The organism is Pedobacter sp. 10L46_2, assembly GCF_056395165.1.
This window is the reverse complement of record NZ_JBFTIZ010000160.1, coordinates 1-13,908: the sequence shown is the minus strand read 5'-3', so window position 1 is coordinate 13,908 and position 13,908 is coordinate 1. Positions and strand designations below refer to the sequence as shown.

General features: G+C 36.6%; 13 protein-coding genes and 1 pseudogene. 5 read left to right on the top strand and 9 right to left on the bottom strand.

The window, feature by feature from the left end:
- On the bottom strand, positions 1 to 1,388 hold a 1,388-nt coding region (locus tag AC1DDX_RS16835; RefSeq protein WP_477622301.1), incomplete at its 3' end, for a hypothetical protein.
- A gap of 97 nt (positions 1,389 to 1,485) precedes the next feature.
- Between AC1DDX_RS16835 and AC1DDX_RS16830 the strand changes: the two genes are divergently transcribed.
- The 3 genes and pseudogenes from AC1DDX_RS16830 to AC1DDX_RS16820 all read left to right on the top strand — a co-directional run bounded on the left by AC1DDX_RS16830 (position 1,486) and on the right by AC1DDX_RS16820 (position 5,058).
- Complete coding sequence (locus AC1DDX_RS16830; RefSeq protein WP_172659836.1) at positions 1,486 to 1,881, top strand: DUF423 domain-containing protein; 396 nt, start codon at positions 1,486 to 1,488, stop codon at positions 1,879 to 1,881.
- A complete protein-coding gene (priA, locus tag AC1DDX_RS16825) occupies positions 1,881 to 4,382 on the top strand; it encodes a replication restart helicase PriA (protein WP_337716584.1) in 2,502 nt (833 codons plus the stop codon). Before AC1DDX_RS16830 ends, priA begins: the two co-directional genes overlap by 1 nt.
- A gap of 99 nt (positions 4,383 to 4,481) precedes the next feature.
- A pseudogene (locus tag AC1DDX_RS16820) lies at positions 4,482 to 5,058 on the top strand (protein-L-isoaspartate O-methyltransferase family protein).
- Between the two features lie 16 nt (positions 5,059 to 5,074).
- Here the strand turns inward: AC1DDX_RS16820 and smpB are convergent.
- From smpB to AC1DDX_RS16805, 3 genes are read right to left on the bottom strand one after another with little or no spacing between them, the layout of a single operon-like run.
- Positions 5,075 to 5,524 carry an SsrA-binding protein SmpB gene (smpB, locus tag AC1DDX_RS16815; protein WP_172659839.1) on the bottom strand — a complete coding sequence of 150 codons (450 nt, stop codon included), beginning with the start codon at positions 5,522 to 5,524 and terminating at the stop codon, positions 5,075 to 5,077.
- A 23-nt stretch (positions 5,525 to 5,547) separates the two neighbouring features.
- The gene (locus tag AC1DDX_RS16810; protein WP_172659840.1) at positions 5,548 to 7,428 is read right to left on the bottom strand and encodes an Nramp family divalent metal transporter; all 1,881 of its coding nucleotides are present in this window, start codon (positions 7,426 to 7,428) and stop codon (positions 5,548 to 5,550) included.
- Between the two features lies 1 nt (position 7,429).
- Entirely contained in the window at positions 7,430 to 8,083 is a 654-nt protein-coding gene (locus tag AC1DDX_RS16805) for a metal-dependent transcriptional regulator (RefSeq protein ID WP_288879026.1), read from the bottom strand.
- Between the two features lie 139 nt (positions 8,084 to 8,222).
- Here AC1DDX_RS16805 and AC1DDX_RS16800 point away from each other — a divergent pair, with 139 nt between their 5' ends.
- Positions 8,223 to 8,693: an Lrp/AsnC family transcriptional regulator gene (locus AC1DDX_RS16800; RefSeq protein ID WP_048906633.1), complete on the top strand. Its 471-nt coding sequence runs from the start codon at positions 8,223 to 8,225 to the stop codon at positions 8,691 to 8,693.
- 6 nt (positions 8,694 to 8,699) lie between these two features.
- On the opposite strand, the gene ung is transcribed toward AC1DDX_RS16800, so the two are convergent.
- Positions 8,700 to 9,377 (bottom strand): uracil-DNA glycosylase, encoded by a 678-nt coding sequence (gene ung / locus AC1DDX_RS16795; RefSeq protein ID WP_288879027.1) that lies wholly within the window; start codon positions 9,375 to 9,377, stop codon positions 8,700 to 8,702.
- A 2-nt stretch (positions 9,378 to 9,379) separates the two neighbouring features.
- Positions 9,380 to 9,853 carry a thioredoxin family protein gene (locus tag AC1DDX_RS16790; protein ID WP_172659843.1) on the bottom strand — a complete coding sequence of 158 codons (474 nt, stop codon included), beginning with the start codon at positions 9,851 to 9,853 and terminating at the stop codon, positions 9,380 to 9,382.
- A 146-nt stretch (positions 9,854 to 9,999) separates the two neighbouring features.
- Between AC1DDX_RS16790 and AC1DDX_RS16785 the strand changes: the two genes are divergently transcribed.
- Positions 10,000 to 10,539 carry a DUF2892 domain-containing protein gene (locus AC1DDX_RS16785; protein WP_172659844.1) on the top strand — a complete coding sequence of 180 codons (540 nt, stop codon included), beginning with the start codon at positions 10,000 to 10,002 and terminating at the stop codon, positions 10,537 to 10,539.
- Between the two features lie 35 nt (positions 10,540 to 10,574).
- Here AC1DDX_RS16785 and AC1DDX_RS16780 read toward each other — a convergent pair whose 3' ends face one another.
- The 3 genes from AC1DDX_RS16780 to AC1DDX_RS16770 form a co-directional block, all read right to left on the bottom strand.
- Positions 10,575 to 10,793, bottom strand: a complete 219-nt coding sequence (locus AC1DDX_RS16780) for a hypothetical protein (protein WP_172659845.1) — start codon at positions 10,791 to 10,793, stop codon at positions 10,575 to 10,577.
- Between the two features lie 87 nt (positions 10,794 to 10,880).
- Positions 10,881 to 12,602: a lysine--tRNA ligase gene (gene lysS / locus AC1DDX_RS16775; protein WP_337716586.1), complete on the bottom strand. Its 1,722-nt coding sequence runs from the start codon at positions 12,600 to 12,602 to the stop codon at positions 10,881 to 10,883.
- A gap of 132 nt (positions 12,603 to 12,734) precedes the next feature.
- Positions 12,735 to 13,908: AMP-dependent synthetase/ligase (locus tag AC1DDX_RS16770; protein WP_477622300.1), on the bottom strand; the 1,174-nt coding region annotated here is incomplete at its 5' end.

Sequence of the window (13,908 nt, the reverse complement as noted above, 5' to 3'; positions counted from 1 at the left end):
GAATTATTGAGATCAATGAAGAAACTAATGCTGGAAGTATTTGGCAATTGATTGATGCTGTTGGCATAACTCTCTTTATTTATAAGAAGGTGGTTGTTTTTATAGTTGCTCAGGAAAGATTGTATTGTGCTGGCATTATTAGCAAAAACCATGTAATTATCTATAATGATATAGTAAGGCCTTTTAAATTTCTTAAATGGCTCTCCAAAATAAACATACAAGAGATCGTCCTCTTTAAATAGTTTAATGCCATCCCCATAATCTCCACTAAGATCTAGTAGTAACTGATCAACTTTTTCGCCGTTACTCAAATTGATCGCGCCAATTTTTTCTGCAGTGCTTAGCTGGAAGGTAATAAGCTGATCTTTGAAATATTTTGGGAATATCTGATTTGGATCTATGTGATATTTAAGACTAATGTTTTTTTGTACGTTAGTTACTTTATTTTCTTCTTTTTTACTGACGAACCAATTTTGTAGCTTTTCTTTCCAATTACTGTAACTTTCTATAGTAAAAACAGTGTAGTTGGCAGTATTTTCCGGTAGAATATTGGTTATGGTAGTTTTTTGGGCATTGGAGCTAGTGAATAATTCATAGTAGTTTTTTGGATCATTATTTTGTGTTACACCTGTAAGTAGTACTTTTTCTTTACTGAAATTGTATACAAGCGATGCAAATGCATGGTTATTATCAAGTACAGAAAGCTCTCCGCTAAGTTTGCTAGGCATGGTTGATTTTAACAGTTGAGGAAAGGTTTCGAAATTGATGTAAACTTCGGCGAGACTGTTTTTTGTGAGTCTCGTTGTCGATTTGATGTATTGGACAAATTTATTGTTACTGTTAGGGCTAGATAACGCATTTGAAATGGATAGAGCAGAGCTTGATAATAGTAAAAGGTTGTCTTTAGTGCCCAGATAGAATATCATGCTATCTGGTAGGGTTATAGTGGTTATCTTTTGTGAGGTATCTAATTGTAACTTAGCAGATGCCAATGAAATCAATAATTGATTTCTGTTGGATCCAGGATTTATCTGAGTGCTATATAACAAATCTATATGTTTGTCTTTTCCCGGAATGAGACTAATGTATATATTTTGTTTGCCAATAATACGGTTAATCTCTGGAGCTGACAGTATATGGTCCTTTATAGATTGCAGTTGAGCGAAATTGTCCTCTCCAATAATCTCCTGCAAAATATCCTGACCTTTTAAGATGTCAAATATGCTTTTGTCGTTTTGAAATGAAAAGATGAGTGATGAGTTTGCTGTAGCTGCATATAAACTACTGTCATTGCTTTCCCGATCTGTATTTAGACCAGAAAAATACATGTAGGCCAGGGTTAAGATGGCGGTAAACAGAGCTATTATTATGACAAGAATTTTTTTCATTTGCGGTTACTACAAATTTAATTTTAATAGTTGGGATTAATAATAAATGCTTCAAGTTTGTTAAGTTTGTTTTCTCAAATTGTGGGTTTAGAATATAATGGATAGACGTATATTGGTAACTGCATCATTATTTGGAGCTATTGCAGTAATGCTTGGAGCTTTTGGTGCACATGGCTTAAAGAATGTATTGGATGCCGGCTCTATTGAGATCTGGACAAAAGGAGTGGAGTATCAGTTTTATCATACCTTCGCATTACTTTTTCTTGCTCAATTTAAAGGTCGGGAAGCCGCGCAAGGCAAGTTCGTAAACCTGGCGTATGTTTTTTTTACATTTGGCATATTGCTTTTTTCCGGGTCGTTGTATTTGCTCGCAACACGAAGTGTTACAAACATTGGCTTTGTAAATTACATTGGTCCGGTAACTCCTATTGGAGGGTTATTGTTGATTCTTGGCTGGTTGTCGCTGCTTTTAGCGGCTTTAAAAAGTAAATAATGTTGGATTTTCTTGATCCGGAATTTGTTGAAAGAGAGACACTCTTTATTGAGGTCATTTTACCCCTTTCTCTGTCCAAAAATTATATCTATCGTGTTCCTTTTGAGTTAAATGATCAGATAGCAGTCGGTAAACGTGTAGTAGTTCAGTTCGGGAAGAATAAAATCTATACAGCCTTAGTCAAAAGTATCAGTAAAGAAGCGCCCGAAGTTTATGAGGCTAAATATATTATTGATGTTGTTGATACTTATCCTATCATTACCCCTGAGCAGTTGAATTTATGGGATTGGATGACTTCTTATTACTTATGTAATGAAGGCGATGTGCTATCGGCAGCATTACCAACCGGCCTGAAACTGGCAAGTGAAACAATCATCGTATTGAAGGAGGAAAGTCCGCTTTCTGATGATGACGGGGTTATTCAGGAGATCGTTTTTACAGATAAAGAGCAGATTATTTTAAATGCCTTAAGAAGCAGACCAAGATTAACTATAGATGATGTATCGGCATTATTGGGACAAAAAACGGTTTATCCGATCATTAATTCCCTGCTGAGCAAAGGGATGGTTTATATCGCTGAAGAAGTGGTAGAGAAATATAAACCACTGTTAAAATCTTTCGTTTCTCTGCAGCCATTTTACAATGAAGAGGAAAACTTAAAGCATCTGTTTTCGATTTTAGAAAGGGCACCTAAACAATTGAATGCGCTTTTGGCTTATTTAAAGCTTTCTAAGCAGCAGACTACGATTTCAAAGCAGCAATTACTTGAAGAGAGTGCTTGTGGCACAGCGGCCCTTAAAACGCTTGTAGATAAAGAGGTTTTTGCAATATACAAGCGGCCGGTTAGTAGATTACTGGAAAATGCCGATGACTTTGTGCTAAATTTTGAACTTAGCGAAGCTCAAAATAAAGCCCTGCAACAAATAGAAGACGGTTTTCTCACTAAGGATGTTATGTTGCTGAATGGTGTAACTGCATCAGGAAAAACACAGATATATATAAAACTGATTGAAAAAGCAATCGAAAAAGGAGGGCAGGTATTGTTCTTATTACCTGAAATTGCTTTAACTACTCAAATAGTAGAACGCATACAGCGCTATTTTGGAGATGCTATTGGTGTTTACCATTCTAAATTCAATAACAACGAGCGGGTTGAAATTTGGAATAAGGTATTAAATGGCAAATATCGGGTGGTTCTGGGCGCTCGTTCCGCGGTATTTCTGCCTTTTAAAGAACTGAGATTAATTGTGGTTGATGAAGAACATGAGTCTTCTTATAAGCAGCATGATCCATCGCCAAGATATCAGGCTAGGGATGCTGCGGTTTACCTGGCACATCTTCATCAGGCCAAAATTGTGCTTGGGTCTGCTACGCCATCTATTGAAAGCTATTACAATGCAGTTAGCGGAAAGTATGGTCTTGTAACAATTACCGAAAGATTTGGTGGTGTTGATCTGCCTTTGCAGGAAGTGATCAGTATCTCTGAAGAGACCAAACGTAAGAAAATGGTTTCTTATTTTTCAACTAAGCTGATTGATGAAATTGCTTTTACGTTGGAAAATAAGGAACAGGTAATCCTATTTCAAAATAGACGGGGGTACGCCACTATTTTAATTTGTGGTACTTGCGGCTATGCACCTAAGTGTGTGAATTGTGATGTGAGTTTAACTTATCACAAAACAAGTGGGAAATTGCATTGTCATTATTGCGGTTATCACCAAAGTAGCATTAACATTTGTCCGGCTTGCGGGTCTGTTCACATTGAACAGAAAGGATTTGGCACTGAAAGGGTGGAAGAAGAACTGAGTTTGATTTTTCCTGAAGCTAAAATCTCAAGATTGGATGTAGATAGCACACGTACTAAAAATGGACTGCAACAGATCATTTCTGATTTTCAAGAGAAAAAGACAGATATCTTGATCGGTACACAAATGGTTGCTAAAGGATTGGATTTTGATAATGTGACTTTAATTGGAGTAATTAATGCAGATACACTTTTGAATTATCCTGATTTCAGGGCTTTTGAAAGAAGTTACCAGTTGTTGGCTCAGGTTGCGGGTAGAGCAGGCAGAAGGGATAAGCAGGGCAAAGTTATTATACAGGCTTATGATGATAATCATAGAATCATTAATCAGGTTATTGATAATAAATACCTGGAAATGTATAATGAGGAACTTGCAGAACGGAAGCAGTTTAACTACCCACCGTTTACAAGGCTCATCTTTATTAATATAAAGCACAAAGATGCTGATCTTTTAAATGTGGCTTCGCAGAAGTTTGCAAACATTCTTAAAGGTCAGTTAGGTGGGAGAGTGTTGGGCCCGGAACAACCATTAGTGTCACGCGTGAGGAATTACTACATCAAACAAGTAATCATTAAGAGCGATAAAAATACTTCGATACAAAAGGTGAAGTCGATATTGAAAGATACCATTATTCAATTTCAATCAGAAAAGGAGTATCGCGCAGTAAACATTCAGGTGGATGTTGATCCATACTAGTTTTATTGGGATTGATTTTGTGCGCATTAGCCTTTTTTTAACTTTTTAGAGCTAAATAATTCAATTTATTAGATTTGAAAAGGCTAATTTTGGGGTGCTATGGCGTATAAGTTTGTTGACAATTACAGAGAAAAGGGAGCGAGAAAGAAATTAGTAGAGCACCTTGAAGCAAGAGGTATTACTGATAAGAGGGTATTGAGAGCTATAGGTAAGGTCCCTCGTCATTTCTTTTTTGATGAAACTTTCTGGAATCAGGCATATAAAGACATCGCTTTTCCAATAGGAGATGGACAAACTATTTCGCAACCTTACACCGTTGCGTATCAAAGCGAATTATTGCACATAAAAAAGGGCGACAAGGTTCTTGAGCATATACAGGCATACCATAAGGGTTTTACCCGGTATGGGATACAATGCTCATTTCTTTTTTGGAGATGGATCAAAAGGGATTGCTGATCATGCACCCTATCATAAAATCATTGTAACAGCGGGGGCACCCTTCGTGCCAGAGATATTACTTAAACAACTTAAAGTAGGTGGTATTTTAGTAATTCCGGTAGGTGATGAGCACTCCCAAAAAATGGTAACTGTAATTCGAGTTAGTGAAACCGATTATGAAAGGATAGAATTGGATACCTTTAGGTTTGTACCCCTGGTTGGAGATCAGGCCTGGTAATTTTTTTGCAGGGCTGTTAGAATTTCATAGCCCTGTCCATTTCTCTTTTCGATTCCCTGTCTTTAATACTGTCTCTCTTGTCAAATTCTTTTTTACCCTGGGCCAATGCGATCTCTATCTTAGCAAAACCTCTTTCATTGGTGAAAATACGCAGTGGGACAATAGTGTAGCCTTTTTCTTCTCCTTTTACTTTAAGCTTTTTGATTTCTTTTTTTTGTAAAAGCAGTGCCCTGTCGCGTTTAATATCGTGGTGATGAAATGAACTATGACTGTATTCTGAAATGTGTAGGTTTCTTACGTATAGTGTATTGCCTATAAACATGCAAAATGCATCAGACATATTGGCCTTACCCTGTCTGATGGCTTTTATTTCTGTGCCTAATAAAGCAATTCCTGCATTATATTTTTCAATAATGTGGTAATCAAAATAGGCTCTTTTATTTTTAATCTGGATATCGTTCTTCATAAGAATCCGCTAATATCTCAATTTTATCTCACAATAAGCACTGGAATAGTCACTTTATGACGTACAGAATTCACTGTAGTTCCAAGTATCAGATCCTTTAAGCCTTTATGTCCATGGGCACCCATAACAAGCAGTTCAAGGTTGCTTTCATTAGTAATATCTACGATTGCTTTTACTGTTCCTCCGTAGCCAATATGGACGGTGGCTTTGTATCCAAGTTCCGCCAGATTAATACGGTACTTTTCCAGATTTTCTGTGTCACTTTGTGTTTCATAATCAAGTGCCGATTCGCCATGGTAGCGGGCTACAGCTGTTTCAACTACGTGAATTAAATGATAGTTGGCCTGTTTGCCACCTTGGATTAAAGCATGTCTTATTGTGTTTCTATCGTTCTTGGAAAAATCAACAGTAATACCGATTCTTTTGTAGTGTATTTTTTCAACCTCATCAATATTAAGTGCACTGCCATGCGGAGTTACATTTTGCTCACGCTTAATTTTGCTGATCAAAGGGTATATGAAAACGTATAACAAAAGCAATCCAATAAGTATAGCTAATGGAACTATTATAGCATAAACATACCAACCGCCATCAGCACCCCAGGTTTTAATTTCTTCTACAACGAGTTTAACATTTAAGGAAACAATAACGATGGAGCTTCCCCAAGCTAGAATTTTTACCCACGTTTTGATGGCGAATCCTTTCATCGTACGCTTGTCTGATGTGAAATGGATCAGTGGGATTACGGCAAAGCCGAGTTGAAGACTTAATACGACCTGACTTAAAATTAATAAACCACCTAAAGCATCATTGCCAAACCATAATATAGTAAAAAAAGCTGGTATAATTGCCAGCAATCGGGTAATTAATCGGCGTAACCATGGCTCTATACGAAGCTTTAAGTGGCCTTCCATTACAATTTGCCCGGCTAAGGTACCGGTTACGGTAGAACTTTGCCCTGCAGCGATTAGTGCAATAGCAAAAAGAGCTGGAGCAACATTGCCGAAGATGTTTTGAAGCAGTTTGTGAGCGTCTTGAATTTCCGCAACCTCATGTAACCCATTTTTATAGAATGCAGCGGCTGCAAGGATTAAAATGGCTGCATTTACAAAGAATGCAAGGTTTAAAGCTACGGCTGTATCAATGAAATTAAACTTGATGGCTTCTTTGATTCCTTTATTGTCTCTTTCAAATTTTCTGGTTTGAACCAGCGATGAGTGCAGATAGAGGTTGTGTGGCATCACAGTTGCACCAATAATGCCAATTGCGATATATAATGCCTCTCCTGATAGCATAGTTGGCTCAAAACCTCTTGCAATTTCCTTTAGGGATGGTTCTACTATAAACATTTCTACTAAAAATGAAACGCCTACTATGAAAACCATTGAAACAATAAAGGCCTCCATTTTGCGCATTCCTTTGTTCAACAAGAAAAGTAGGAGTACAGTATCAAAAATGGTTAAGCTAATTCCCCATATTAAGGGCAAGCCAAATAATAAGTTTAAACCAATTGCCATACCTATAATCTCAGCAAGGTCACAAGCTATAATTGCAGTTTGTGCCAGGCCAAAAAGCGGAATGTTTACCCATTTTGGATACCCGTTTCTTGAGGCTTGCGCAAGATCAAGGCCTCTTACAATACCCAAACGGGCGCTAAGCGATTGCAGAAGCAATGCAATGAGGTTAGACATTAGCAGGATCCAGATGAGCTGATAGCCAAATTTACTACCGCCGGCAATGTCTGTGGCCCAATTTCCCGGATCCATATAGCCAACACTTACCAGGTACGCAGGGCCGATAAAAGAAAGGATGCGTCGCCAGCCAGTTCTTTTGCTGGTGTCAACACTTTGATGCACTTCACTTAATGAGCCGGAGTTTTTTGTGGTGGTTTCAGGTTTGTTCATATTATATTTTAATGAGGATGTGTTTTGCCACTTCCCGGCTTACATTAATCTGTTTGTTTTCTATACTAAGCTCTACAGAACCATCAAAATCAGTGATTTCTGTAATTCTTATTTGTTTACCTAGTGTGAGACCTACTTTCTCGAGATGCTGTAAAAAGACTGATGAATGTTCACTAACTCCCATAATCAGGCCTTTGTCTCCGGTCTTGAGTTTTGATAATTTTATAAATACTGTATTATCAAGCTTTCCGTTTTTATCTGGTATAGGATCGCCATGGGGGTCATTTTTAGGGAAAGCGAGGAATTCATCTAAACGTTCAATAAGCTCGGGTGATTTAATATGCTCTAACTCTTCGGCTATATCATGAACCTCATCCCACTTAAAATTCAGTTTCTCTACAAGAAATACCTCCCATAGCCGGTGTCTTCTTACAATGTTAATTGCTGCATTTTTACCTGATTCTGTGAGTTTTACACCCTGATATTTTTTATAATCAACTAGCTTTTTGTCTGCTAATTTCTTTATCATGTCGGTAACCGAAGCCGCTTTAGTCTGTATTCTTTCGGCTATAGCGTTGGTTTGTACCGCGCTTTCAGTATTAAGCGAAAGGTGATAAATGATTTTAAGATAGTTCTCCTCTGTGAATGATTGCATTTATGGTTGCCTAACTATAAGTTTAGACAAATCTAAAAAAATATTAAGAAATAAACTGTAAATAATTGTAACATTTTTAGAATAAAATTTGGCATGTAACGCATTCTTATTCTACCTTTGCATAATATTAATAAAACTAATGGCAGCAGAACTAGATAAAACTGATTTTAAAATTCTTAAATTACTACAGGAAAATGGAAGGATAACTAATTTATTGTTATCTCAGGAGATAGGACTTTCTCCAGCTCCTACATTGGAAAGGGTACGTAAATTAGAGATGTCAGGATTTATCAAAAGCTACCATGCCCTTGTTGACGAAGAGAAGTTAGGTTTAGGCATTAAAACTTTTATTCAGGTTCAACTTGATTTTCATAAAAATAATACCATACAGATCTTTTTGGATGAGGTAAATCAGATTAAAGAAATTACAGAATGTCACCACGTTACTGGACAAGCCGATTTCTTACTTAAGGTTTACGTTAATGACATTAAGGCTTATGAACGTTTAATTATGGATAAGATCAGTAAAATATCTGTAGTTAAAACTTTTCAGACAATGATGATCATGTCTACTACCAAAAAGGAACCAATCGTTCCTTTGGAATACTAATTTCTTTTAGACAATTTGCCAGTCAATTGCACTAAGACCTTGTTTTTCTAAAATAGCATTGGCCTTAGAAAAATGCCTGCACCCAAAAAATCCATTATAGGCCGAGAAAGGAGATGGATGGGCTGCCGTCAAAATAGTGTGTTTGGTCTGATCAATTAATGTCGATTTATTTTGGGCATATCTACCCCATAAAAGGAAAACTAGGCCCTTTCTATGTTCAGATAGCTGACTTATTATTTTGTCGGTAAATATTTCCCAACCCTTACCCTGATGAGACCCTGCTTCGTGGGCTCTCACCGTTAAAGTAGCATTAAGCAACAAAACTCCTTCATCAGCCCATTTGGTTAAATTGCCATGGGAAGGAGTCGAAAATCCCTCAATATCAGTAACAAGTTCTTTATATATGTTCTTTAAAGAAGGAGGAACTGTAACACCTTTTTGAACTGAAAAAGATAAGCCATGAGCCTGTCCTTGTCCATGATAAGGGTCTTGCCCTAAAATCACTACCTTAACTTTATCAAATGGGGTATGATCTAATGCCTTAAAAACCTCTGATCCCTTAGGGTATACTGTGATGCCTTTTTGCTTTTCGTGCTGTAAGAAAGTTTTTAGATCTTTCATATAGCTCTTTTCAAATTCGGCATCTAGTTCTTTAAGCCAGCTCTTCTCTAAAGTAATCGACATATTTAGTTTTTTGATAATATAAGTGCCAAATCTTCTTCAATGCTTATAATTGGTTTTTCAATAATCCGACCGAGCTCTTTTTCATCCTCATAAATAATAAAGGTTGGTACACGATCTATATTTAAGTTCTCTAATAACCCATTTTCCGCTTTTTTTGTTCTATCTACACAGATAAAATTTATGTCTTTTTTATCAAGCGACGATGCATCTGTCGTTTTTAGAAAATGGGGTAATTGTTCACGGCTATCACCGCACCATGTTCCTAAAACAATGGTAATAGTTTTGCCTTTTAATAAAAGCTCTATTTCGTTTAAAGCACCAGATTCAGGAATATATTTTGAGTACCCATTGTCATACATTTCCCTCATAGATGGAAATGTTGTTATAGCATCACGGGTACAGGTATTTAATAGAATGATTTCACCAGTTGAGGAATCTTCTACTTGCTTATTAATATGCTGCGCTGTGGTTTCCATAATTAAAGATTTGTAAATCTATTCATATTTTGAAAATCTTTAAGTAAAATATGAAAGGAACGTCATTTCTTTTTTGCTTAAATTATAATTTTAAATCTGTTTTTTGGTATTTAAACACGATATTTGCAAAAAAATTATAAAAGGATATGCCAAATATAGTTCGTCTTATTTTAGGTTTTGTTGTGTTAGGAGCTTCCATTGCCCTTATGTTCTTCAGTTTTTGGGGCTGGGGTATTTTGGGTATTTTTATAAGTATCCTGATTCTTGTTACATATTTTTATAATGAGAATATGTTGCTTGCTCAGTGGTTTTTAAGAAAAGACAATATGGTTAAGGCCGAAGTGTTCCTAAAGAGAATCACTAATTATGAAAAACAACTGATCAGAGTTCAACAAGGTTACTATAACCTTTTGATTGGTCTTATAGAATCAAGAAAGGCTCCAATGCAGTCTGAAAAATATTTTAAGAAAGCACTTTCTTTAGGTTTGCATATGGACCATAATATTGCCCTGGCCAAATTAAGTTTAGCTGGCATATCAATGGCAAAAAGAAATAAAAGGGAAGCACAAATGTACCTTACAGAAGCAAAAAAGGCAGATAAGAATAAACTGCTTGCTGATCAGATTAAACAAATGAAGGATCAGCTTGGAATGATGGATAGACAACAACAGGTTAGATACAGGTAAAGAAAAAGCTTAAAGCCACATGCAAATGTGGCTTTTTATTTTTCGCTTAATCTGTCAAAGTTTTCATTAGGTTCATAATGCTCTGAATTTCTGCTGATGATATCATCTTCAAGATAATCTTTCTTTCTGCTAAAGAACAATTGCTCTGATTGTATTCTTGTGATCAACTGACGGATCAACGTCAAGTCAAATGCTTCTTTACTTAGTTTTATGCAGTATTCTTTTTCTGTTATTTCAAGGCTTGAACTGTTCATAATTTATCAATTTTAATATGCCCTAAAAATAGAAAAGGCCTGCTAAGTTTTTATGTAGCAGGCCTTTAAGTTTATGTTATCTCTATGTTAAGAAAACCAGGCGGTTACGTCTTCTTTTGAAGGCATGGTTAATTCTAGTTTAAGTTTCTTACGCATTCCTCCAAGATCATTAAAAACCTTGTTGGGGTTAGCACCTTTTAACTCTTCAATTGTATTGATTCCCATTTTTCTAATCACCTGAACCCATTCAGCCGGAACGCCAGCATTTACGAAATCTTCATCGGTAGTTACTTTCGCTTTTTTCTCTGGTCTCATTTGAGGGAAGAACAGCACTTCCTGAATTGTTGACTGGTTAGTCATCAACATTACTAATCTGTCTATTCCTATTCCTAGTCCTGAGGTAGGTGGCATTCCATATTCAAGGGCTCTGATAAAATCATCGTCCATAGCCATTGCCTCATCATCACCTCTCGCTGCTAGTTTCAATTGATCCTCAAAACGTTCTCTTTGATCAATCGGATCATTAAGTTCTGAATAAGCATTGGCAATCTCTTTACCCATTACAAACAATTCAAACCTTTCTACCAGACCTTCTTTGCTTCTGTGTTTTTTAGCAAGTGGAGTCATTTCCAAAGGATAGTCGGTTATATAGGTTGGTTGGATCAGGTTTGCTTCAACTTTCTCGCTAAATAATTCGTCGATAAGTTTCCCACGACCCATTGAATCGTCTATCTCAATATTTAGGCTTTTGCAAGTTTCCTTCAATTCCTCTTCAATCATGTTAGAGACATCTATACCAGTATACTTTTGTATAGACTCATACATGGTCAGTTTTTCATATGGGCCTTCAAAGTTAACCTCATGTTCACCAACCTTTACAATCGGAGATCCGTGAATAGTCACCGCAATCTTTTCAAGACATTCTTCAACCATGGCCATCATCCATATATAGTCTTTATAAGCTACATAGATTTCCATAGAAGTAAATTCAGGATTATGCGTGCGGTCCATACCTTCATTTCTGAACATTTTACCGAATTCATATACACCATCAAATCCTGCTACAATAAGCCTTTTTAGATAAAGCTCGTTAGCTATACGAAGGTATAGCGGCATGTCTAACGTATTATGATGTGTGGTAAAAGGACGTGCAGCGGCACCACCATGGATAGGCTGTAATATCGGGGTCTCTACTTCCATCCAGCCCTGATCATCAAAATAACTTCTCATAGTGTTGATCACCTTAGAGCGGTTGATGAAGATCTGTTTAAAACCAGGATTTACAGTTAAATCAACATAGCGTTGTCTGTAGCGTAATTCAGGATCAGTAAACCCATCATATATATTACCTTCTTCATCGCGTTTAACTATGGGTAAAGGTTTTAAGGCTTTAGAAAGGAGTTTAAACTCAGTAACGTGAATAGAAATCTCACCGGTTTGAGTGGTGAAAACATAACCTTTAACACCTATAAAATCTCCAAGATCAAGCAGTTTTTTGAAAACGGTATTGTAAAGCGTCTTGTCTTCATCCGGACAAAGATCATCTCTTTTTAAATAAACTTGTATTCTTCCTGTAGAGTCTTGTATTTCGACAAATGAAGCACTTCCCATAATACGGCGGGTCATTATCCTGCCGGCTATGCTGATGTTCTTATATGCAGTTTTATCCCGCTCGTAGTTTGCTAAAATATCTGCAGCATTTGCATTTATTTCAAATGCTTCGGCAGGGTAGGGATTTATCCCTAATTCACGCAATTGATTTAGTGAATTACGGCGCAATAATTCTAATTCTGATAGTCCTGTACTCATATATCTCTTGTATCCGGCATTAAGCCGTATAGTTTTATTTGTATTGTATTTTTAAAATTATGCAAAAATAGGTATTTGCAACATTTTTTGTCTGTATTAAATGGGAATATTCAGTACCAACAACAATATATATTAATCTGACTCAACAGACTCCGTATACATTTCGTTGATAGTTTCTGCATATTTTTTTTCAAGAACTTTCCTTTTGGCTTTTAAAGTTGGTGTTATTTCGCCCTCCTCAATACTAAAGGGATTACGTTTAACTTTAAAATTCTTAATCCTTTCAAATTTTGCAAGTTCCGCTGAAAACTTTTTAATATCCTGACCTATCCAGTCTATAATTTCTTTTTCCGCTATAAAAAGCTCTGGCTTTTGAAAAAATGACTCAGGAAGTTTAAATGTTTCCTGAAGGTTCTCTTTATTTGGGATAATGATTGCTGTCAGGTATTCCCTTTTATCGCCAATTAAAAATAATTGATCTATTTTAAGACTTTTAAGATAGATGTTTTCTACCGGAGTAGGATAAACATTCTTCCCATAAGCATTTACAATCATGTTTTTTAACCTGTCCGTGATTTGTAGATTACCTCGGTAAAATCTGCCGATATCACCTGTGTGAAACCAATTGTGTTTGTCAATAGCTTCGGCGGTTTCAGCTGGTTTATTGAAGTAACCCTGCATAACACAGTGACCACGAACTATTATTTCTCCTTCTGCACACTCAAAATTGGGGTCAAAAGATTCATGTGTTTGAATGTTGATCATTTCCTTGGTTTCTACATCCTGTATGCCGATTTCAATACCAGGAATTACGCGTCCAACTGTGCCATAAACCTGCCTGTGATATTCTGTAACAGACATAACCGGCGAGGTTTCTGTCAGTCCAAATCCTTCAAGTATTTTGATATCAAGATTTCCAAAAAATTCGCCCACGTTTTTAGGTAATGCAGCCCCGCCCGAGATCATAAATTTTAATCTGCCCCCTGTTTTCTCCTTTATTTTACTGAAAACAAGTTTCTCGGCTATTGAACGCTTTGTTGAGAGAAAGATGCCGGGTGATCTGCCTGCTTCTTTTTCCTGACGATAGTTCTTGCCTGTTTCCAGGGCCCAAAGAAAGATTTTAGATTTTAATCCACCTCCAGCAGTACCACTTTTTATAGCTTTGTCATGAATCCTTTCTAATAGTCTGGGAACACAATTCATTACAGTGGGCCTTATCTCACCCATATTTTTTGCCAATAACTCTAAACTTTGGGCGAAGGCAATTTTACAGCCCTGTGCACAACAAACATGATAGGTCGCAGTA

Coding starts and splice junctions, on each gene's coding strand:
- AC1DDX_RS16780 (WP_172659845.1), bottom strand. CDS start 10,793: ATGAACAGTTCAAGCCTTGAAATAACAGAAAAAGAATACTGCATAAAA.
- ung (WP_288879027.1), bottom strand. CDS start 9,377: ATGTCGATTACTTTAGAGAAGAGCTGGCTTAAAGAACTAGATGCCGAA.
- AC1DDX_RS16790 (WP_172659843.1), bottom strand. CDS start 9,853: ATGGAAACCACAGCGCAGCATATTAATAAGCAAGTAGAAGATTCCTCA.
- AC1DDX_RS16805 (WP_288879026.1), bottom strand. CDS start 8,083: ATGCAATCATTCACAGAGGAGAACTATCTTAAAATCATTTATCACCTT.
- priA (WP_337716584.1), top strand. CDS start 1,881: ATGTTGGATTTTCTTGATCCGGAATTTGTTGAAAGAGAGACACTCTTT.
- AC1DDX_RS16810 (WP_172659840.1), bottom strand. CDS start 7,428: ATGAACAAACCTGAAACCACCACAAAAAACTCCGGCTCATTAAGTGAA.
- smpB (WP_172659839.1), bottom strand. CDS start 5,524: ATGAAGAACGATATCCAGATTAAAAATAAAAGAGCCTATTTTGATTAC.
- AC1DDX_RS16785 (WP_172659844.1), top strand. CDS start 10,000: ATGCCAAATATAGTTCGTCTTATTTTAGGTTTTGTTGTGTTAGGAGCT.
- AC1DDX_RS16800 (WP_048906633.1), top strand. CDS start 8,223: ATGGCAGCAGAACTAGATAAAACTGATTTTAAAATTCTTAAATTACTA.
- lysS (WP_337716586.1), bottom strand. CDS start 12,602: ATGAGTACAGGACTATCAGAATTAGAATTATTGCGCCGTAATTCACTA.
- AC1DDX_RS16830 (WP_172659836.1), top strand. CDS start 1,486: ATGGATAGACGTATATTGGTAACTGCATCATTATTTGGAGCTATTGCA.